Source organism: Bacteroides sp. LFL-34, from assembly GCF_027257075.1.
In the GTDB taxonomy this organism is placed as follows: domain Bacteria; phylum Bacteroidota; class Bacteroidia; order Bacteroidales; family Bacteroidaceae; genus Bacteroides; species Bacteroides ovatus.
This window is the reverse complement of the sequence record NZ_JAPQKZ010000017.1, coordinates 23,983-44,312: the sequence shown is the minus strand read 5'-3', so window position 1 is coordinate 44,312 and position 20,330 is coordinate 23,983. Positions and strand designations below refer to the sequence as shown.

Annotated in this window: 15 protein-coding genes; 4 read left to right on the top strand and 11 right to left on the bottom strand. The window is 42.1% G+C overall.

Translation table 11 applies throughout. From position 1 onward, the window contains the following. Positions 1–117: 117 nt before the first annotated feature. A complete protein-coding gene (locus N5O98_RS12225) occupies positions 118–1,032 on the bottom strand; it encodes a cation diffusion facilitator family transporter (protein ID WP_004300135.1) in 915 nt (304 codons plus the stop codon). 184 nt (positions 1,033–1,216) lie between these two features. On the opposite strand from N5O98_RS12225, the gene N5O98_RS12220 reads away from it, so the two are divergent. The 4 genes from N5O98_RS12220 to N5O98_RS12205 all read left to right on the top strand — a co-directional run bounded on the left by N5O98_RS12220 (position 1,217) and on the right by N5O98_RS12205 (position 7,916). Beyond that, positions 1,217–3,523, top strand: coding sequence for a family 20 glycosylhydrolase (locus N5O98_RS12220; protein ID WP_004300134.1), 2,307 nt, complete (start codon positions 1,217–1,219; stop codon positions 3,521–3,523). 265 nt (positions 3,524–3,788) lie between these two features. Further along, a complete protein-coding gene (locus tag N5O98_RS12215) occupies positions 3,789–5,561 on the top strand; it encodes an ABC transporter ATP-binding protein (RefSeq protein ID WP_118161355.1) in 1,773 nt (590 codons plus the stop codon). Then, positions 5,554–7,290, top strand: coding sequence for an ABC transporter ATP-binding protein (locus tag N5O98_RS12210; protein WP_004300132.1), 1,737 nt, complete (start codon positions 5,554–5,556; stop codon positions 7,288–7,290). Before N5O98_RS12215 ends, N5O98_RS12210 begins: the two co-directional genes overlap by 8 nt. A 17-nt stretch (positions 7,291–7,307) precedes the next feature. Further along, positions 7,308–7,916, top strand: coding sequence for a TetR/AcrR family transcriptional regulator (locus tag N5O98_RS12205; RefSeq protein ID WP_004300131.1), 609 nt, complete (start codon positions 7,308–7,310; stop codon positions 7,914–7,916). Between the two features lie 317 nt (positions 7,917–8,233). Here N5O98_RS12205 and ccsA read toward each other — a convergent pair whose 3' ends face one another. The 10 genes from ccsA to N5O98_RS12155 all read right to left on the bottom strand — a co-directional run bounded on the left by ccsA (position 8,234) and on the right by N5O98_RS12155 (position 20,175). Further along, positions 8,234–10,333 carry a cytochrome c biogenesis protein CcsA gene (gene ccsA, locus N5O98_RS12200; RefSeq protein WP_118161356.1) on the bottom strand — a complete coding sequence of 700 codons (2,100 nt, stop codon included), beginning with the start codon at positions 10,331–10,333 and terminating at the stop codon, positions 8,234–8,236. Between the two features lie 20 nt (positions 10,334–10,353). Further along, positions 10,354–11,508: a Rid family hydrolase gene (locus N5O98_RS12195; protein ID WP_004311876.1), complete on the bottom strand. Its 1,155-nt coding sequence runs from the start codon at positions 11,506–11,508 to the stop codon at positions 10,354–10,356. 21 nt (positions 11,509–11,529) lie between these two features. Then, positions 11,530–12,243, bottom strand: coding sequence for a hypothetical protein (locus tag N5O98_RS12190; protein WP_004300128.1), 714 nt, complete (start codon positions 12,241–12,243; stop codon positions 11,530–11,532). Between the two features lie 23 nt (positions 12,244–12,266). Next, entirely contained in the window at positions 12,267–13,481 is a 1,215-nt protein-coding gene (locus tag N5O98_RS12185; protein WP_004303732.1) for a porin, read from the bottom strand. Positions 13,482–13,508: 27 nt separating this feature from the next. After that, positions 13,509–14,939 carry a di-heme oxidoredictase family protein gene (locus N5O98_RS12180; RefSeq protein WP_004311875.1) on the bottom strand — a complete coding sequence of 477 codons (1,431 nt, stop codon included), beginning with the start codon at positions 14,937–14,939 and terminating at the stop codon, positions 13,509–13,511. A gap of 110 nt (positions 14,940–15,049) precedes the next feature. After that, positions 15,050–16,204 (bottom strand): imelysin family protein, encoded by a 1,155-nt coding sequence (locus N5O98_RS12175; protein WP_004311874.1) that lies wholly within the window; start codon positions 16,202–16,204, stop codon positions 15,050–15,052. Positions 16,205–16,230: 26 nt separating this feature from the next. Then, positions 16,231–17,571, bottom strand: a complete 1,341-nt coding sequence (locus N5O98_RS12170) for a hypothetical protein (RefSeq protein WP_004300124.1) — start codon at positions 17,569–17,571, stop codon at positions 16,231–16,233. A gap of 390 nt (positions 17,572–17,961) precedes the next feature. Continuing rightward, positions 17,962–18,324, bottom strand: coding sequence for a DUF2023 family protein (locus N5O98_RS12165; RefSeq protein ID WP_004300123.1), 363 nt, complete (start codon positions 18,322–18,324; stop codon positions 17,962–17,964). Positions 18,325–18,357: 33 nt separating this feature from the next. After that, a complete protein-coding gene (gene fldA / locus N5O98_RS12160; RefSeq protein WP_004311873.1) occupies positions 18,358–18,864 on the bottom strand; it encodes a flavodoxin FldA in 507 nt (168 codons plus the stop codon). Positions 18,865–18,999: 135 nt separating this feature from the next. Further along, a complete protein-coding gene (locus N5O98_RS12155; protein ID WP_004311872.1) occupies positions 19,000–20,175 on the bottom strand; it encodes a phosphoribosylaminoimidazolecarboxamide formyltransferase in 1,176 nt (391 codons plus the stop codon). Between the last annotated feature and the right edge of the window lie 155 nt (positions 20,176–20,330).

The following is a 20,330-nucleotide window of genomic DNA, read 5'->3' as shown; positions in this document are numbered from 1 at the left end:
CGGTGATAGGTTGCAAACAACCTGTCACCACCCCTGAAATCCCCATGAATAAGAGCTTTTGGAAGTGTCGGTGATAGGTGATAGAGGAAAGTGAAAGAAACTCTGTGTAGAGATGGATCAAACCATATCTTTATCGACCCCGAATTTTTCTCCTGTCTGACATTTACCGGCAGGTTCCACATGTACCAGAATGTCATATACATTATCTACCGAATTAATGATGCTCTTCTCCACTGCATCGGCAATCTCATGGGCTTGCGTGATCGTGATTTGTGGATTCACTTCTATATCAAGGGTAATCATATAGAGATTCCCTATCATTCGTGACCGGACGCGATGCGGATTACTGGCACCGGGCACTTTCTCTACAGCCTCGAATATCTTATTATATACATTGACATCTTTCACCCCGTCCATTAGCTCCACATTGGAATCAATGAAGATGCTGATGGAAGATTTGATGATAAAGAGACTGATTATCAATCCTGTTATCGAATCGAGTATCGGCAATTTGAAGATAAAAGTAAATATCAATCCTAACAAAACACTGGTTGAAATGACAACATCATTACGCATATTGATAGCGTTTGCCGTGAGCATGGAACTGTTGATCTTCTTTCCCTGTTTGTACTGGTATGAAGCCAGTAAGAGTTTACCGATAATAGAAAATATAGTGACATAGATGGCGATAGCCGATGGTATCTCTTTCACTTCATCTGAAAAGATGTTTTTAGTGGATGATAGCAACATTTGTACACCGGCATAAAATATCACGAGTGATAGAATCTTTGTTGCGATCCCTTCCGCTTTCTCATATCCGAATACATATTTCTTTGAAGGAGGGCGGTTGATGAGGCGTGCCGTAAAAATCATAACGATAGAGATAACGACGTCGGTTGCCGAGTCGATACCGTCGCCGACTACGGCTAAACTACCGGCAAATAAACCGATTATGATTTTGGATACGGACAAGATTGCATTGCCAATTGTGCTGATCCACGAGGTTGTGATTAGTATTTTCTCTCTTGACATTGAAGTGACTCTTTATAATTGTTTGTAATGGGATTGGGGAGCAAAGATAAACATTAATAGGAGTCTGTGATATGAAGTCGCAAAAAACTTTTTCTGCCTTTTTAGTAGTTTATACGTTTTAGTTGTATTATATATAGATGGTCAATTAAAAACAGGACAATTAATTTATTAAATAGTTAACCGCATGTTCAAAAAACTAAGTAGCTCTTTTCTCATTGTGTCAGCTTGTATTTTTTCTTCTTGCACGCCTACCGTCAAGCAAGAGATTGCAATCTTACCTACCCCCGTTAGTCTGACCGAGCAGTCTGGCTCGTTTGTTTTAAAAGATGGAATGAAGATTGGGGTTTCCGATCAGTCCTTGTTTCCGGCTGCCGGGTATCTGCAGGAGATTCTTCGGAATGTCATATCGTCTTCTGTTGAAGTCACTACCGATAAGAGTCAGGTAGATATGTATTTTCAGTTGAAGGATACTGTTGGAAAGCCTAGCTCTTATAAACTTGAGTCTACACCGGAGTATATTCGGGTAGAGGCAACTGACTATTCGGGTATTATTTCTGCTATTACTACTATTCGCCAGTTGCTTCCTGCAACGATAGAAGTGCAGGGAGAGAAACAGAATTATTCTATCCCTGTCGTGCAAATAGAAGATGCGCCACGGTTTGAATGGCGTGGATTTATGTTGGATGCTTCCCGCCATTTCTGGAATAAAAAAGAAGTGAAGCATGTATTAGATCTGATGTCTTTGTATAAACTTAATAAGTTCCACTGGCATCTGTCCGACGATCAGGGTTGGCGTATAGAGATCGAGAAATACCCGTTGCTTACAGAAAAAGGGGCCTGGCGTAAATTCAATACGCAGGATCGTACCTGTATGGCACGTGCGAAAGAAGAAGATAATACCGATTTCCTGATTCCGGAAGATAAGATACGCATTGTGGAAGGAGATACGCTGTATGGAGGTTATTACACTCATGATGATATAAAAGAAATAGTAGCCTATGCTACGCAAAGAGGTATCGATGTCATTCCCGAGATCGATATGCCGGGACATTTCCTGGCAGCTATCGGTCAATATCCGGAATTGGTGTGTGACGGATTAATCGGGTGGGGGAAAACTTTCTCTTCTCCTATCTGTCCGGGCAAAGATACAACGCTGGAGTTCTGTCAGAATGTGTTCAAAGAAGTTTTTGAACTTTTCCCTTATGAATATGTGCACATGGGTGGTGATGAAGTGGAAAAAGCCAACTGGAAGAAATGTCCTCTTTGTCAGAAACGGATTCGTACGGAGAAACTGGGTTCGGTAGAAGAACTTCAGGCATGGTTTGTACGTGACATGGAGAAATTCTTCCTTGCCAACGGAAAGAAACTCATAGGCTGGGATGAAGTGGTATCCGACGGATTATCTTCCGATGCTGCCATTACCTGGTGGAGAAGTTGGGCGAAAGATGCATTGCCTACGGCAACTGCACAAAAGCAGAAAGTGATTGCTTGTCCGAATGAATATTTCTATTTCGATTATGCGCAGGATCAGAATTCAGTAAAGAAAATACTTGCGTATGATCCGTGTGCAGACGAGCGGTTATCGCCGGAACAGAAGAAATATATCTGGGGTGTGCAGGCGAATCTCTGGGCTGAATGGATTCCGACAATGAAGCGCATTGAATATTTGATTGTTCCCCGTATGATAGCGTTGAGTGAAATAGCTTGGGCGGAGCCGACAGCTAAACCGGGTCTCGAAGAATTTTATCGTCAGCTTGTTCCGCAATTTAAGCGGATGGATGTGATGAGGGTAAATTATAGGGTGCCTGATTTGCAGGGATTCTATAAAGTGAATGCATTTATTGATGAAACAACTGTGGAATTGACCTGCCCGTTACCCGGTACTGAAATACGTTATACGACAGACGGCAGTATGCCTACCAAAGAATCAGCTCTTTATAACGGTGCTTTGGAAGTTGGGAAGACTACGGATTTCGCTTTCCGCACTTTTCGTCCGGATGGTTCTCCTTCGGATGCGGTGCGTACCAAGTATGTAAAGGCTCCTTATGCGGAGGCGGTGACTGCTCCGGCTGCTTTGCAGCCCGGCTTGAAAGCAGTATGGCACGATTTCCGTGGTAATCTTTGTGCGGATATTGATGCAGCTCCTGTCAAAGGGGAGTATGTGGTGGAATCGGTATCCATTCCCGAAGAGGTGAAAGGAAATATCGGTCTGGTATTGACCGGCTATCTGGAAGTTCCTGCCGATGGTATCTATACATTTGCCCTTCTCTCGGACGACGGTAGCACATTAATGCTTGACGGTGAATTGTTGGGAGATAATGATGGAGCACATTCGCCGGTAGAGATTATTGTGCAGAAGGCTTTGAAAGCCGGGCTTCATCCGATAGAGGTACGTTACTTCGATTGTAACGGAGGCGTATTGCAGATGGAACTGGTGAATGAAAAAGGTGAAAAAGAAGTATTGCCAAGTGCATGGCTGAAACATGAATAGCAAATTTCATTATTTTTAGGTATTGTCCGTCTTGCCGGCGAGCTGTACCTTTGCAGAAAATATTTGAAAACTTATGCGAATCAGTGAGAGACGAGTCGAGATTAATCATATATCAAAGGTGCACATGCACCGGATTGAATGGGATGAAGAGAGCTTATAGAAATATAAGCTCTCTTTTTTTTGAACGATTTCGAATATTGTTCTTTTTTGAAAACAAGCGATAAGTTAAATGATTGTCGAACTTAATATAGATTGAACGTACGTTATGAGTACATTGAAAAAACTTCAGAACTACATGGGTAAACGGAAAGTGCTTTTGCCTGCGGCAATGCTGCTGTCTGCCCTAAGTGCCCTGGCGGGCATGTTGCCTTATATCCTTATTTGGCTGATTGTGAGAGAACTGCTTGAACACGGAGAGATAACCTCTTCCGGTAATGTGGTGACGTATGCCTGGTGGGCGGCAGGCATGGCCGTGGCGAGCATCGTCCTTTATTTTGCCGCATTGATGTCTTCGCATCTTGCAGCTTTTCGGGTTGAATCGAATTTGCGTAAAGAAGCCATGCGCCAGATAGTGCGTATGCCTCTCGGCTTCTTTGACATTAATACGAGCGGACGTATTCGCAAGATTATAGATGACAATGCAGGGGTTACCCATAGTTTTCTGGCACATCAGTTGCCCGACCTTGCGGCTACTTTTCTAGTGCCGTTGGTAGCTGCCATACTGATTTTTGTGTTCGATTGGATACTCGGTCTGGCATGTATCGTCCCTGTAATTATTGCCATGCTGGTTATGGGTTTTATGATGAATGCGGAGGGACGGCAGTTTATGAAAAGCTACATGACCTCTCTGGAGGAAATGAATACCGAAGCTGTAGAGTATGTGAGAGGAATTCCCGTAGTGAAGGTTTTCCAGCAGACTATTTACTCTTTCAAAAACTTTCACCGCTGTATCATGAATTATAATAAAATGGTATTCGGCTATACACGAATGTGGGAGAAGCCGATGTCGCTCTATACCGTAATAATCAATGGTTTTGTGTTTTTCCTTGCTCCGTTGGCTATTTTGCTGATTGGTTATTCAGGTAATTATGCATCGGTATTACTTAATTTCTTCCTGTTTGTTCTCATTACTCCTGTATTCTCCCAAAGTATCATGAAGAGTATGTATCTCAATCAGGCTTTGGGGCAGGCGAGTGAAGCTATCGGACGTCTTGAGAATCTGGTTGCTTATGAGCACCTGACTGTTGTAGAGCATCCACAACCGGTAAAGGAATTCAGTATTCAGTTCGAAAAAATTTCCTTCAGCTATCCGGGAGCTAATCAAAAGGCGGTGGATGATGTTAGTTTCACTATTCCGCAAGGAAACACAGTAGCTCTTGTCGGAGCTTCGGGCGGAGGGAAAACAACGATTGCCCGTCTAGTTCCCCGTTTCTGGGAGGCAACGGAAGGGAAAGTTTTAATAGGTGGCATCAATGTAAGAGAAATCGCTCCCGAAGAACTGATGAAATATATTTCTTTCGTGTTCCAGAATACAAAGCTGTTCAAGACTTCTCTGCTCGAAAATATCAAATATGGTAATCCCGACGCGACAATGGAGGAAGTGGAACGGGCAGTAGATATGGCACAATGCCGGGAAATTATCAATAAACTTCCGCTCGGACTGAATACGAAGATTGGTACGGAGGGAACATATCTCTCCGGCGGGGAACAGCAACGGATCGTACTGGCACGTGCAATCCTGAAAAATGCTCCCATCATTGTACTGGATGAGGCGACTGCTTTTGCCGACCCCGAAAATGAGCATCTCATCCAGCAAGCCTTGAAAGAACTGACAAAAGGAAAAACCGTATTGATGATTGCTCATCGTCTTTCAAGCATCACTGATGCCGACAATATCCTCGTCATTGACAAGGGGAAGATTGCGGAACAAGGTACACATGCCAACCTGCTTGGAAAACAAGGCATCTATTATCATATGTGGAATGAATACCAGCAATCTGTTCGCTGGACAATAGGAAAGGAGGTTTCTAATGATTGAAGTAATAAAAAGACGTTTTGCCCTTTCAACTAAAGGAGCGAAAGATTTCTGTAAAGGTGTGTTTTTCACTACACTGCTCGATATTGTATTGATGTTGCCGGCGGTATTTGTTTTTCTTTTTCTTGAGGAATATCTTCGTCCTGTGTTTCAGCCTTCGGCTTCGGTGACGCATGGTATTCTCTATTATAGCATACTCGGTATTGTCTTTATGATAGTCATGTATATATTTGCGGTATTGCAATATCGTAGTACCTATACCACCGTTTATGATGAGAGTGCAAACCGGCGTATCTCATTGGCGGAAAAACTTCGCAAGTTGCCTCTGGCTTTCTTTGGCGAAAAGAATCTTTCCGACCTCACCGCCACGATTATGGATGACTGCACTGATCTCGAGCATACTTTCTCGCATGCGGTTCCCCAGTTGTTTGCTTCCATTATCAGTATTCTGCTTATTACCGTCGGCATGGCATTTTATAACTGGCAGTTGACGATTGCTTTGTTCTGGGTAGTGCCGCTTGCTGCCGCAATCCTTCTTTTCTCGAAGAAGGAAATACAGAAAAGCAATGAAAGTAATTATCTGAACAAGCGGATGGTGACCGAGCATATCCAGGAAGGACTCGATACCATTCAGGAGATAAAATCCTACAATCAGGAGAGAGACTATCTGGAAAAACTGGATGCGAGCATTGATACCTATGAAAAGGTATTGACTCGTAATGAACTGGTGCTCGGCATGTTGGTAAACGGTTCCCAGAGTGTATTGAAACTCGGACTGGCAAGCGTTATTATCGTTGGTGCCAATCTCTTGGCTTCGGGTACGGTTGATTTGTTTACCTATCTTATATTTATGGTTATCGGGTCGCGTGTGTATGCTCCGGTCAGTGAGGTGATGAATAATATTGCCGCTTTGTTCTATTTGGATGTGCGTATCAATAGAATGAATGAGATGGAAGCATTGCCGGTACAAAACGGGACTACCGAATTCACTCCTCAAGGTTATGATATCGAATTCAGACAGGTAGACTTTGCTTATGAGCAGGGAAAACAAATTCTGAATAACTTGTCTTTTATTGCCCGGCAAGGTGAAAAAACGGCTTTGGTTGGTCCTTCAGGTAGTGGCAAGAGTACGGCGGCCAGGTTGGCGGCACGTTTCTGGGATATCCAGTCGGGAAAGATTACCCTCGGCGGGCAGGATATCAGTCGGATTGATCCTGAAACTTTGTTGAAAAACTATTCCGTTGTCTTTCAGGATGTAGTTCTTTTCAATGCTTCCATTATGGATAATATCCGTATTGGCAAACGGGATGCTACGGATGAGGAAGTCCGGAGAGTTGCCCGCTTGGCACAATGTGATGAGTTTGTCACTAAAATGCCGCAGGGATACCAGACGATTATCGGTGAGAATGGAGAAACATTATCCGGCGGTGAGCGTCAGCGTATTTCCATTGCCCGCGCTTTGTTGAAGGATGCTCCGATTGTTCTGTTGGATGAGGCTACGGCTTCGCTTGATGTTGAGAATGAAACCAAGATACAGGCAGGTATATCTGAATTGGTACGTAACAAAACGGTGCTGATTATTGCGCACCGTATGCGCACCGTTGCCAATGCCGACAAAATTGTAGTATTGGAGAATGGAAGTGTTGCTGAAATGGGAACACCGGAGGAATTGAAAAAGAAAAATGGTATATTTGCCCGGATGGTGAACAGACAGGTTACAAATATGAATTGATAAATAGCAACGATACTATGCAATTTTTGAAAGGAGATATACAAGAGGGAATCTTGAAGGCAGCCGAAGAAGTGTTTCTGGAAAAGGGATACAAGGATGCCTCTATGCGTGAAATAGCTTCGAGGGCAGGGGTGACGGTGAGTAATATCTATCATTATTTCACCAATAAGGATGAGATATTCCGTACGATTCTGAAACCGGTATTGAATGATCTGTATGCTATGATTTATAATCACGATGCAGATCAGATGACGATAGACGTCTTTATGGATTCGGATTATCAGAAAATGTCTGTACGGGAATATATCAGATTGGTCTCTGAACATCGTGACCGTTTGCGGTTGCTGCTTTTTCAGGCACAAGGTTCTGTTTTGGAGAACTTCCGTTCTGAATATACAGATTTGATGACGCGTACGATTTCTGTTTTTTTTCAAGGAATGAAGCAGAAATATCCGCATATCAATATAGCAATAACTAACTTCTTTATTCACCTGAATACGGTATGGTTGTTTGCCCTACTCGAAGAGCTGGTGTTGCATCCTGTGAAGAAAGAAGAGATGGAGAAGTTTATAGCGGAGTATATCGCTTTTGAAACGGCTGGTTGGAAAGAGCTCATGAATGCATGAGCTCTCTCACTTTATTCTCTTACTGATATAAAAAAACGTCCGGCTTTCACAAACCGAACGTCCTTGCCTCTTTTAGAATATGTCATCTATTCATATTCCAAAATGAATACATTATATGGTTTTTCAACTTAACAACCAAATAAAAGAAATGCGGGTGAATCACTTCGGCCGATTTCTATGTATTTTTAATGTGGCTACGTAATATAATTATGACTAATTAATTTAATTCTGATACTGCAAAGATAGGGGCTTTCCGCTTTTCCCGCAATCCCCTAAAATGGGTATTCTTCTATCAATTACTAGCTATATATAGTGGTTCAGGCGTTTGCATAACTATGCATCCCTCCAAGAACATAATTTACCCCGAAATAGGTCATTAAGACGGTCAGGAAAGCAAGAATCATATAGATATGGAAGAATAGAGGCTTGCGGAAAATGCGCAGACTTTGTGAATGGAAGGCTACTCCATATACCAGAAAAGTAATCAGTGCCCATACTTCTTTCGGGTCCCACGCCCAGTATCGTCCCCAGGAAACGTTTGCCCAAACTGCTCCCAGAAAGATGCCTGCTCCTAAAAAGAAGATGGCAGGGTAGAGCAGCAAGCGGCTGACTAGCGTCAACTGTTCTATCCGGTTGTCTTGTATAGCGTCGTTTCCGGAGACATTGTTTTCCGATTCTTTTTTCCGGAGGCATAATGCCAGTATTCCGTTTAGCATGATGAATGCCAATAGGGCATAAGACATCATAATCAATGAAACATGAATACTTAGCCATGGAGAGACGAGCACCGGCATTAATGGGGTTATCTGGGGATTCATTTGTCCCAGATAGGAAACCAACAAAGCAAAGCCGGAGAGGAGGAATCCGAATGGAAGTATAAATGAAAATCTTCGATGGAGCAGACAGGCTATCAAAAGAATACAAAGAGCCATAAACTGCATGGTTTCGTAACCGTTGCTAAGTGGAATACGACCGCCGATGTACCAGCGCAGGCAATATCCTGCTAAATGGAATATGAAAGCAAGATAGAGTGCAACAGAAAAGAAAGTTCCTGCTGTGCGGGAAATCGTTTTGGCTTTGAGCGAGAGGATATTTCTTTGCAGGCTGTTATGAAGTAGAAGCAGGAAAGACAACACTCCCAATGACAGATTTATCATAAAAAGAATCTTGCTGAACGGAATCCGGTTGTAGAGTAATTCTGCTTTCACTTCCAGTTCGGAGAGAGGTTGCACGCTGCCATCAGTGGGTAATGGATGGATGAATGTTCCTTTTTCCAACATCAGGATCAGGCCTACTTTTTCATCTGTTTCCTGGATTGCTTTGGCGAGTTTGTTTTGTTGTCCTTGTTCACGTTGCCAATGTTCACGAAGACGGTAAACAGAACCGTCAAATAAATCAGTTAATCGAGCATAAGGTGTTTGTAAGTTTAATAAATGCTGTAATTCTGTATTTTTGATGTATATCAATGGCTCATTTCTCCACACTTCCGGATAAAGTAACCAGCCACCTATCACTTGTTCAGGTGTCAATCCTTTATATGAAGCTTCTCCTGTCAGTTTCTGAATGAAATCACGGGCTAATGTGTTGAAAGGTACTACCCGGTCGTGATAAATAACCTGTTCCTGTGCTAAACTGTCCGCTTGTGTTCGTTTCAATGCAGGAAGGAGTTTTTTTTGTGCTTGCATGTTACCTGCAAGGCAGAAAATAAACAGTATAAATACACCTCCTTTTTTAAGTAGCGGGTGGTTTAGCAGGCGTCGGAAATCACTACTGCGGGAAAATAGTAGCCAAATCATGGAGAGACCGAGCAGGATATATCCTGCGTAAGTCACTCCTGTTCCCCATGGATCATAATTGACAGTCAGCCAGCTCCCTTTTCCGTCATCATCGAAAGATGACTGATAGAAACGGAAACCTTGTGATGTAAATATACGATTCATTGAAATCTGTTCGTGTAATAGAACATTTTTCTGTCCGGGAAGAGAGTAGGTGATATAGCTGATGTAGTCTGCCGGTGCTTCTGTTCCGGGATAGTATGCTATACGGAAACTATCTAGTTGTATTGTGAATGGCAGATCAGCTTTTCTGCCGCTTTCCGATTCCAGGAAACTGTCTATCGTTGCCCCCGGAAGCAAGTGTACGTATCCTTTTTTGCTTCCGATAAACGTAATCATGGCCCCCACCAAGATAACGAGGAGAGAGCCATGAAACAACAATATGGGGAACCGTCGCCATAAAGCGCGTCGGATGAGAGCAACAAGTGCAATGGTGGCAATTGTTCCCCACAAACAACAAAACCAACATGTATGATATATATTTCTTTCTACAAAATCTGTCCCATACGCTTGTTCTACGAAAGTAGTCACAGCGAGTAGTCCCACCAGACAGATATATAAGATAATAAGTAACCTTTTCAACTGTATAATCTTTTATGATATTAAAATGGAGCGTATTCCTTGTTCTTACATTCTTTCACTCCCATACATTCCATCTCAATCAACCATCCGGGACGGCATACCGGAGCATGAACAAATACTTTAGGAGTATGTGGGAAACGTTTGTCATACATTGCTTTAACAACTGTATAGTCGGCTATGTCACGCAGATATACAATCATTTGTCCCAAATCTTCAAACGTGCAGTCCGCTTCTTTCAACAGGGTTTCCACATTCTCCCACATTCGTTCTGTCTGTTTGCGGATGTTGCCGGGATATACCACATCGCCTTTGTTGTTGATACTTGCCGTTCCTGAAATAAATACCTGTCGGCGGTCTCCATAATCTACATACGTGCCACGTTCAAAGCTTACTCCATATTCATAAGTTGGGTTCAGATGGGTAGGAGCATAGAGGAAATGAATCTGTTCCGGTTGCATTCCTGCTACAGCGTAAGTATCCATTTGTACCAGTACTTTCGGGTCGGCATGCCGGCCGTCGATGCCTGTGCTGGAAATATAATGTGTTTTTTCTGTCAGGTTTTGGGTGACGAAAACTTCATTACGTGCTTTCACTACTCCGGCATAATTCACATCTACATTTTGCACGAAAAACCATGTACGGATACAATTGTCTGCCAGTTTACAACCTTGTTCCATGAGTTGCATCACATAGTCGTTCAATAATAGACGGGTCTGGTATTCCGAATTGGCGGCACGATTGAATGCACTACCGCCCCAGAAGTGGCGATAGGCACTGTGTTTCACCTCAAAAAGCCCGTTATGTAAGACTTGTGTCTGTACATCTGTCAACAGGTAAACCCATAAGGCTATTTTTGTTCCGTCCAGCGGGGGCTGTTCCACAATGGAAAGTGCGCAGTCCGAACCTTCGGTTGTCAATGCCAGTAGTGTATCTGCCTGATTGGCAGCGTCACTAAGGAAATAACGTTTGAGGATGGCAACTGCTCCTTTCAATTCTTGGGTAAGTAAATAATCGTAGGTGTTTAATACTGCATTCAGCTGTTCTTCGTATGTATCTTCCGGTTTAGTAGAATGAATGATAATATGATACTCTGAAGCTTCTCCTCCTGCATTATATTTAAAAATCTCTGTTAGCGTCTTTTCAGACTGAATATTCTGTTGTTTTTTGTTGTTCATATCAGTTGGGTAAATAACTATTTATTCTTGCGCACCGTTATTGATCCAGTCGTCAATAAGGGTCAAAATCGGAGATGATACTATTTCTTTTGAGTGATCGTATCCCCAGGTTGAACTAATAGTGGTATTCAATAATGTGTGCAATACGCTTTCTTGCGCACTGCCCGGCTTGACGAGTAACATGCCATCTACTTTCTTCGACGGGCGGTTGACCAGTGCCTCGTAACTTTTGCCTTCTGTCAGATACAGGTTGGCTGCTGCCGAACTACTTCCGCCATGACAGTGTGCGCATGTCGTATTAAATACTTTTTCTTGAATGCCATGGTACATACCTACATTTACAGTTCCCACATCCATAAGGATGGTGTCGTCAACTGCTGTAAGGTCGTCCATTGACTGAAAACTGATAACTCGTTTTCTCAATTTATTAATAACGCACAATTCAATAGTGGTTACTTTATCACTGACTCCTGTCATCGTAACCTGGATCTCATCATCTTCGACCGCCGGAATTGTTTTGGTGACAACGGCATACTCGCTCTCATCATTGAAGCCTGCCACTACAACACTATAACCATCGGGCCATTTACTGATACCATTGATCTTACCGCTCATCTTCAGCGTGCGTCCTTCTTCTGATAGGGTCTCTGTCTTTTCGTAAATACGTCCGTCATCGCATGATGTGATATATGCCAATAACAGTAGATAACCTCCGAAAAGAATGTATTTTTTCATAAACAAATCCTTTCTTGTGCTATTTAGAATGTATACTGAAGTAGAATACTGGCCGAATGTACTGCCAAACCTAAATCGTCGTTATCCCGATCAAGTTGGGTATCATGACCTTTACGGGCAATATACTGGTACATCGCTTGTAACTTCAGATTACAGTTCTTGAAAAAATAGTTCATACCCACGGCTGGCATATTTAGAAAACCATTGGTGTCCATTCCGTTACGGTTGAAGAAATCATAGCGTGCAGCTGCTTGCAGACGGGGGGCAACGAAGTAACCACCTTGTACATAGCCGCCCAGGTAATTATATGACTCGGAAATCTTTTGTCTTTTTGTGAAGCCAACATTCATATAATAGACTTCAGCACCCAGGTAAAGTTTGTTCTTTAGCATTGCAAACTCCAATCCGGCACGATAATCATTGGTACTTTCATTTTCACTTTCTACATTGATAGAGGTAGAAATACCAAACATGATTTTGTCTTCATTCAGCCTGTTCGGATTTCCCTGTGTAGCGGGCATCACTCCTTTAGGCATATAGGTGAAACGTCCGGCGTACAGTAAAGACGGAATGTGCCAGTCATCACTAAATGTTTTTGTTGCTGTATTTACCGCTGCACCCGTACCGTTGAATAAACCGATTTCATACCCGAATTTATCAGCTACCAAACCGTGAATCTCTACACCTAAATCGAATCCGGTGCCAATATTGGGTGTTACCGCATTCAAAGAATAGGGGAGGATAACGGGAGCAGTCAGTGATACTGGCAAACTAGGTAACAATGTTTCTCCCAGTGTTGTCAGGTAGGCATGTGAAAACGGAGTTTTGAATTTACCGACCCGGATGGCAAACTGCTTTTTCAGTTGAACATCAAACCAGGCTTGTTGAAGTAATGCGCCTCCACTGGCTGCCGCATTTATGGAAAGGTTGAAAGATACTTTATCGAAAGCCTTTCCGGTGAATCCGAGTACGGCGTAAGGAACTGAAAATCCGGAGTTGGCTATGTTATCTTGATTGTATGCTTTATCCAGTCCTTCATCGTCGTACCAATTGAAGTTTGCACTGGTCTGTACGAGCAGATAGGGTTTGAATACAAAATCTCCTTTCTTGGTTTCGATAGTGAATCCTTCTCTTCCAGCTAATGATACTACACCATTTTCTGTATCTTCTTCATGTTGTGCCATAGCGGCCAAAGGCATTATGGCAGTCAGCATGGCAATGATTATAAATCTCTTCATAATTACTTTATATATACTACTTTTAGTTTAAAGTGAATTTAAAAATGCAATCAGCGCATCCCGGTCTTCCTTACTCATATTCTTAAATAAGTTCTTTGATGCTTCTCCTTCTCCGCCATGCCACATGATGGCTTCTGTCAGATTGCGGGCACGTCCGTCATGCAAGAAATAAGTATGTCCGTTGACCTTTTCTTGTAAGCCGATTCCCCAAAGAGGGGTAGTACGCCATTCGTTTCCACGTGCCAGCCCGCTTATATAGTTGTCGTTCAGTCCGACTCCCATAATTTCAGAACCCATATCATGTAATAGATAATCAGAATAAGGGTGAATCGTTTGACCGCCTAACCACGGGAGTTGAGTATTATTTAATAAAACACTACCACGTGTCTTAGTGTGTAAAGTGGTCACATGACAGAGATGGCATTTGGCTTTATAGAAGTTCTGTTCCCCTTTGATTACTTGCGGATCGTTTACATTACGCCGGGCGGGAACACCAAGACTTTGCATATAGAGATCTACGTTTTCCATCTCTTCTGTGCTGACATCCAGTTGGTCGTAAGAAAGCCCCATCATGCTACCTTGGTTTACTTGTATTTGTCCTTCACAGATTTCTTCCGGATAGCGGCTGTTGGTAACGCCCATATCACTGGAGAATCCCAATTCTACAGTTAAATCGGCATGTTGAGCTTTGTTGCCGGACAATCCCAGACTTCTCACTCCGCGTTCGGTGATGTAATTACATCGTCCGCTGATTCCATATTCGGGATAATTACTTTTTGCTGCAAGTGCTTCAATTTCAACAGGATCTAGTGCCATCATTTGCCCCATGCCTACATGGCGTAATGGAATACGTACGGTACAAAACAAATCTTCCGGTTTGATTTCTTCGGCATACCATTCAGATATAGTATAATTGGGTTTGCAAAGTGTGTAGGCTTCTCCATCAGGGAAAGAAAATGTCTCGTAAGTGTATTCCACAGACAGTTTGCCTTCCGGTTGCACTCCATAGATTGCCTGGTCATGAAGCACACGTCCATAATCTTGAAAGAAAGCTCCGTTTTTACGGGATATGTAGACTAGCATGGAAGAGAATCCATAGCTGCCCGATCCACCCTCTGTCCATAAAGAGGGTTTGGTACGTCCCGCATTCCGGTGGCAACTGCCGCACGAATAACCGGCATAAACGGGACCAAGTCCGCCGCCATGACCGTTGTTACTTGTACGTACATCGTCATATAGCCTGTCACCTCGGGTGAAACGTACATCGTATGCTCCTGTTATCCAATCTGCAGGCGTGTCATAAGCAACAGACGAATTCAAGAAAATAGTTGATGTTCCGGCTGATAGAGCATAGCCCTCCGGAATCTCGATATCCAATATGTCAATTCCGTCATCATCACAGGCAGAGCATGCCAACAGGCAAAAGAAAGAGAATGAATATTTTAGAAAGTGATTCATTGTTTATTGACTTTGTTTCAATAATATGTTTTAAACATACCAAAGAAGTAAAGGTGGATCATTGAATTCCAACCTTTACTTCTCAATAATATCTTAGCTAAGATAAAGCTTTATTGTACTTTACGTGGTTCACCGTTTTTGTAGAGAAGGAATTCCAATGTGTGGAAACCGCGTACATTTTGTGCCGATTCGACAGCAGCTTCATCATCACCTTCACTCCATTCGAGATCACTCCAACTTTGAGAATTCAGTATTTGTACAATAGCATTCTGATCCAAAGGCCAGCTGTCCATGTTAGGATCAAGTCCCATTTCGTCTACCGGACCGAATAAGAAAGCTTCGCTCTTTTCCCATGGTTCACGGGCAGTGATCCAAGCATCACAAGCTGTTTCAAAAGCACTATTTGACGGATTGTCTGCAAGGACTATTACTGCATTGTAGAGAGCGTCATTTTTTTCTTTCAAACTTTTGTAGGTAGGCACTACTACTGCATCTACATATTGTGTTACTACAGGATTAAGTACTGCGTCCGTATTGATATTGTTGCTATTATTTGCAATATAGGATTTTAAGTCATTCTTCAGTATACTTTCCAGCTCTGCACAAGCATCCATAGCTGCTACCGTTTCGTTACTGGGAATATGATTACGGAAAGGTTGCGGAATATCCTGAATGGCTTTTACCGCTTTTTGGATAGCATTCTTTATCTTGGTATCTAATGATGAATTAGCACCGGCGATAACAGTAGATAAAGAATTAGCATTTATATTACCGTCTAAAGAACCGTAATATGCATTCCGGATGGAATAAATGTTATTGGTATAGTCATCACGAGAATGCCAGCTGTACCAGGATTCCACAGCATATAATGCTTCTTCAGTATTTCCGGCTTTATACAAGTTGTATGGGTCACCAATTTTGGCAGTACCGACTTCATTGGCAATTTCCGCGCATTTATCCACGATTTCTTCCACACAGCTCAAGGCGCTTGCGTAAGGAGAGCCACTATGAGCCTTGAACAGGGAAGCATAGCTTTCACCTCCTTTATAGCTTGAATTCCATGCGTTGTAGAGATTGGTTGCATCTGTTTTTAGAAGTGCTGCTACATTTCTCATGTAGTTATGCCAGCTTGATGCGTTTTCAGGAGTGTAATCAATATTGGCAGGATCTACTGTTGGGTTGTCATCATCACTGCTGCAAGAAGTTGTTGTGAATGCTAATCCCAATATTAGGGCTGCGACATAAAAGAATTTTGTTTTCATCATATAAAAATTAAATAATTGATTATTTGTTATTTCTTAATAAACCATCCTATATAGGCAATTCCAATAGAAAATTCGTTTTCACTGTTGTATGACTTTGATACGCCAAAAACTTTATTTGTACCAATCTGGCGGGTTGCATAGTCTGCTTTTATCACTAAGTTTGGCAAAGCGTACCAATTTAATCCCGCTGTCCACATACTTACTTGGCAACGTTTTTCCATCGTTTGCCCTTTTTCCCCTTTCTCTTGTGGGTTGTAGTATTCATAGCGGGCAAATGGATAGATTACCGGAATCTTTTTATTGCCTCCGAAGACCGAGCGGATATTAATGCCGGCTTCTGCTGCATAACTTACGGCATTCTTCGCTACCGGAGCCAGACGGCTGTAAGGCGATTTATTGGATAATTTGACATTTGCCTGACTTACTCCTAATGAATTTCCTAAATTTCCATATAAGATATTACCGCGTGCCGTTACATATTTATTGCGATACTGTGCATCTGCGGTGAAGATTCTTATCGGAATTTTTCCATAGTTTGCATAAGTCTGTTCTTTATCAGAGTTGGCTCCTGCATCTGCACAATAATAAAATGATGCACCTACACGTAAACCGGGAACTCCTTTATAATCTAAACGAAATACATACGCGGGAGAAGTGAAGTTGTCTTCCTCAAAGATTCCCTGTTTGCCACTACCTACCCATGTGTTACGATCGAATCCATTAGGGTTCAGGCCTGCTACCACCATAGCTTGGTAATCGAAGCTTGCATACCCTTTTCCGAAAGAACCAAAGATTTCCAGACCATTTTCATGCCAGGTAGAAGGCAAAAGGCTTGTTTCACCTTCCGGGCGTGAAGTTCCGAAGAAATTGATCGGTTCATGGTGTGCGTTAGTCAATCCTACCGGAACAATAATATGTCCGGCACGTACATTGAGGGAGCGGTGAATTAAACGTGTGATGTGAAATTGTTCGATAGCTACTTCACCTCCTTTTTCAACTTCTGTTTCGTATTCACCGTTTTCGGTGTTTTCTAATTCGAAAGCTGTACCTGTTCCACCAGATTCGAACTCAATCTCTGCACCGAGTATCCATTTGGAATTGAACTTATAATCAAAAGCTAAAACGAAACGGGGAATTGAAATGGTATTCCTGTTTTTCTTTGGATTACCATCGTTTCCTCCATAGAAACGGTTGATGCCATAATCTTTAAAATTAGCGACCATTTCACCGTATCCTCCAAAACGGAATTTTGTATATTCTTCTGTAGAAGAAGAATTACTACTTTTGGAAATTTCTTTTGTCTCCTGTGCTGGAATTGTAAGAGAAGGTAGGAGACTAAGAATAACGATTGCTGTTATTTTTCTCATCTTTTTAATAATTTTATCGGCTGCAAAGTTAGATGAGGTTAAAAAATGTGGCAATACCTAATATTAGGCATAGTTGTTTCTTAAATTCAGTATATGTAGGTAATTTTAATCTAAAGAGTAAAAAAAATATAGTAGTAGATAAAATAAAACAGACAAAGGTGTATTCCAGTATGATAATTTTTACTGATATACACCTTTGTCTGTTGTTAGTGTGTAGAGTTGTCTTTATTATTTCATAGTGTCACCGATTTTGTTTGTAATTGAGCGAATCGTTTCTTCTACAACCAGTTTCCTTGAGTATATCTACCATCAGGAAACTACCTTTTCAGAAACGATTCAACTCAGACAAACTACATACAAACAAAGCTAAACTTATGCTAAGGTTATCGCTTAAACTGCCATCTTTATACCTTCTTTTTTACTGCAATATCGTTTGCATTGCTGGCAAAGGTCATATCCCAGCATGGCTCCTAAAATAAAATCTTCTTCAGCAGTCAGTTGGTTTAAAGGACGGATGATGATATGCCGCATGGCTTCCATACATTCTGCCTTTCCAAAAAACAGGTTGATTTTATTGGTACCTACTTCCTGTATCATATAACTGATCTTTTGATTTTTCAATCGGCGGATGGCAAATTCTTCGTGCTCTTTACTCATTGTGTAAAGTACCATGTTGCGTACGCCTTTCTTAAACTCATAAATATGATTAAGAAAAATTCGGATTTCGCCGGGGATGATTCTTTCAGTTGCCATGATGCAAAGTATTCTTTTTATGTTAAGGTAAAATTAGCTAATTTCTTGTTTCACTTGTTCAGCCCATGCGCTGATACGTTCGTCTGTTTTGCTATCTTCGTTGACTTCGTCAAGTGGAAGACCTACAAACTTACCGTCTACGACGGCAATGGAAGAATCGAAGGTATAGCCTGCAGTATCTGTTGCTCCACAGAATTTGCAGTGGGTATCTTTCAGATCTTCATAAAGAATACCTATTGCGTCACAGAATGTGTCGCTATACGAGTCAGAGTCGCCGCAACCGAACAGGGCTACAGATTTGTGGGATAAATCACACTTCTTTAAAACTTTTACTCCATCGTACCAGTCATCTTGAAGTTCGCCTGCTCCCCATGTGGAAGAGCCGAGCACCAATACATCATATTCATTGACTAATGCCTCTGTTAGCTTGGATACATCAAATACATCTGCCGATGGTACATCTAATTTCTCTGCAATTCGACGGGCAAGGTCTTCTGTTGTTCCTGTTGTGGAACCATAAAATACACCAATTTTATTCATCTTTGATTCGTTTTTAAATGTAACGCTGCAAAGATAGAGGGTCTTAAAGAAATAGGAAATCCCCATTTATAATGGAAGATTTGTCTCCTTCTCATTATAAATGGGGATATATGGAATAAAAAATGGTCGATCTTTTTAATGGTGGAACAAGCGGATGCCTGTAAATGCCATTGCCATATTGTATTTGTCGCAAGTTCCAATCACATGATCGTCACGTACTGATCCGCCCGGTTGTGCAATATAGCTGACGCCACTCTTGTGTGCGCGTTCTATATTATCTCCGAATGGGAAGAATGCATCTGATCCTAAAGCTACGCCTGTCATCGTATCCAACCATGCCCGTTTTTCTTCGTGTGTCAGTATTTCAGGCTTTTCAGTGAAGAACTGTTGCCAGATACCGTCTGCCAGTACGTCGTCATAATCTTCCGAAATGTAAACGTCAATCGTATTGTCACGGTCTGCACGACGGATTTTTTCAATCCATGGCAAGTTCATCACTTTCGGGTGTTGGCGTAAATACCAGATATCTGCTTTATTTCCTGCCAGGCGCGTACAGTGAATACGTGACTGTTGGCCTGCGCCAATACCGATTGCCTGTCCGTCTTTGGCATAACATACAGAATTGGATTGTGTATATTTTAAAGTGATTAAGGCAATGATTAAGTCGCGTTTTGCATCAGCCGGGATTTCCTTGTTCTGCGTAGGCATCTCTTTCAAAAGACTTTCATCGATCTTCAATTCGTTTCTTCCTTGTTCGAAAGTTACTCCGAATACATCTTTATGTTCGATAGGAGCCGGGCGGTATGCAGGATCTATCTTTATTACATTATAGGTTCCTTTTCTTTTATTCTTTAGAATCTCCAGTGCTTCGGGAGTATAGTCAGGAGCAATGACGCCGTCGGATACTTCACGGTTGATGATGCGTGCTGTTTCTTCGTCACAAGTGTCGGACAATGCGATAAAGTCTCCGTAAGACGACATACGGTCTGCTCCACGTGCACGGGCGTATGCTGTAGCCAATGGAGATAGTTTCATGTCATCGACAAAATAAATCTTCTTCAGCGTGTCGCTCATTTCTACCGCAACAGCAGCACCTGCAGGGCTGACATGTTTAAAAGAAGCGGCAGCCGGCAGTCCGGTAGCTTCTTTCAGTTCTTTCACTAGTTGCCAACTGTTGAATGCATCCAATAGATTGATATAACCGGGACGTCCATTCAATACTTCGATGGGGAGTTCGCCTTCTTTCATGAAGATACGGGCAGGCTTTTGATTAGGGTTGCAGCCGTATTTCAGTTCGAGTTCGTTTGCCATTTTATTAATTACAAATTACGAGTTACTAATTACAAATTGATAGCGACAAAATTACTAAAAAAAGACTAGCTTGCCTAAAGTTACGCTACAAAATAGTAGCATATAATTAGTATTTGGCTATTTCCGGTGAATTAAAATACCTATAAATGATGATT

Excerpts from the sequence above, each read along its gene's own strand:
- N5O98_RS12225 (WP_004300135.1), bottom strand. The coding sequence starts at position 1,032 with ATGTCAAGAGAGAAAATACTAATCACAACCTCGTGGATCAGCACAATT.
- N5O98_RS12220 (WP_004300134.1), top strand. The coding sequence starts at position 1,217 with ATGTTCAAAAAACTAAGTAGCTCTTTTCTCATTGTGTCAGCTTGTATT.
- N5O98_RS12215 (WP_118161355.1), top strand. The coding sequence starts at position 3,789 with ATGAGTACATTGAAAAAACTTCAGAACTACATGGGTAAACGGAAAGTG.
- N5O98_RS12210 (WP_004300132.1), top strand. The coding sequence starts at position 5,554 with ATGATTGAAGTAATAAAAAGACGTTTTGCCCTTTCAACTAAAGGAGCG.
- N5O98_RS12205 (WP_004300131.1), top strand. The coding sequence starts at position 7,308 with ATGCAATTTTTGAAAGGAGATATACAAGAGGGAATCTTGAAGGCAGCC.
- N5O98_RS12195 (WP_004311876.1), bottom strand. The coding sequence starts at position 11,508 with ATGAACAACAAAAAACAACAGAATATTCAGTCTGAAAAGACGCTAACA.
- N5O98_RS12190 (WP_004300128.1), bottom strand. The coding sequence starts at position 12,243 with ATGAAAAAATACATTCTTTTCGGAGGTTATCTACTGTTATTGGCATAT.
- N5O98_RS12185 (WP_004303732.1), bottom strand. The coding sequence starts at position 13,481 with ATGAAGAGATTTATAATCATTGCCATGCTGACTGCCATAATGCCTTTG.
- N5O98_RS12180 (WP_004311875.1), bottom strand. The coding sequence starts at position 14,939 with ATGAATCACTTTCTAAAATATTCATTCTCTTTCTTTTGCCTGTTGGCA.
- N5O98_RS12175 (WP_004311874.1), bottom strand. The coding sequence starts at position 16,204 with ATGATGAAAACAAAATTCTTTTATGTCGCAGCCCTAATATTGGGATTA.
- N5O98_RS12170 (WP_004300124.1), bottom strand. The coding sequence starts at position 17,571 with ATGAGAAAAATAACAGCAATCGTTATTCTTAGTCTCCTACCTTCTCTT.
- N5O98_RS12165 (WP_004300123.1), bottom strand. The coding sequence starts at position 18,324 with ATGGCAACTGAAAGAATCATCCCCGGCGAAATCCGAATTTTTCTTAAT.
- fldA (WP_004311873.1), bottom strand. The coding sequence starts at position 18,864 with ATGAATAAAATTGGTGTATTTTATGGTTCCACAACAGGAACAACAGAA.
- N5O98_RS12155 (WP_004311872.1), bottom strand. The coding sequence starts at position 20,175 with ATGGCAAACGAACTCGAACTGAAATACGGCTGCAACCCTAATCAAAAG.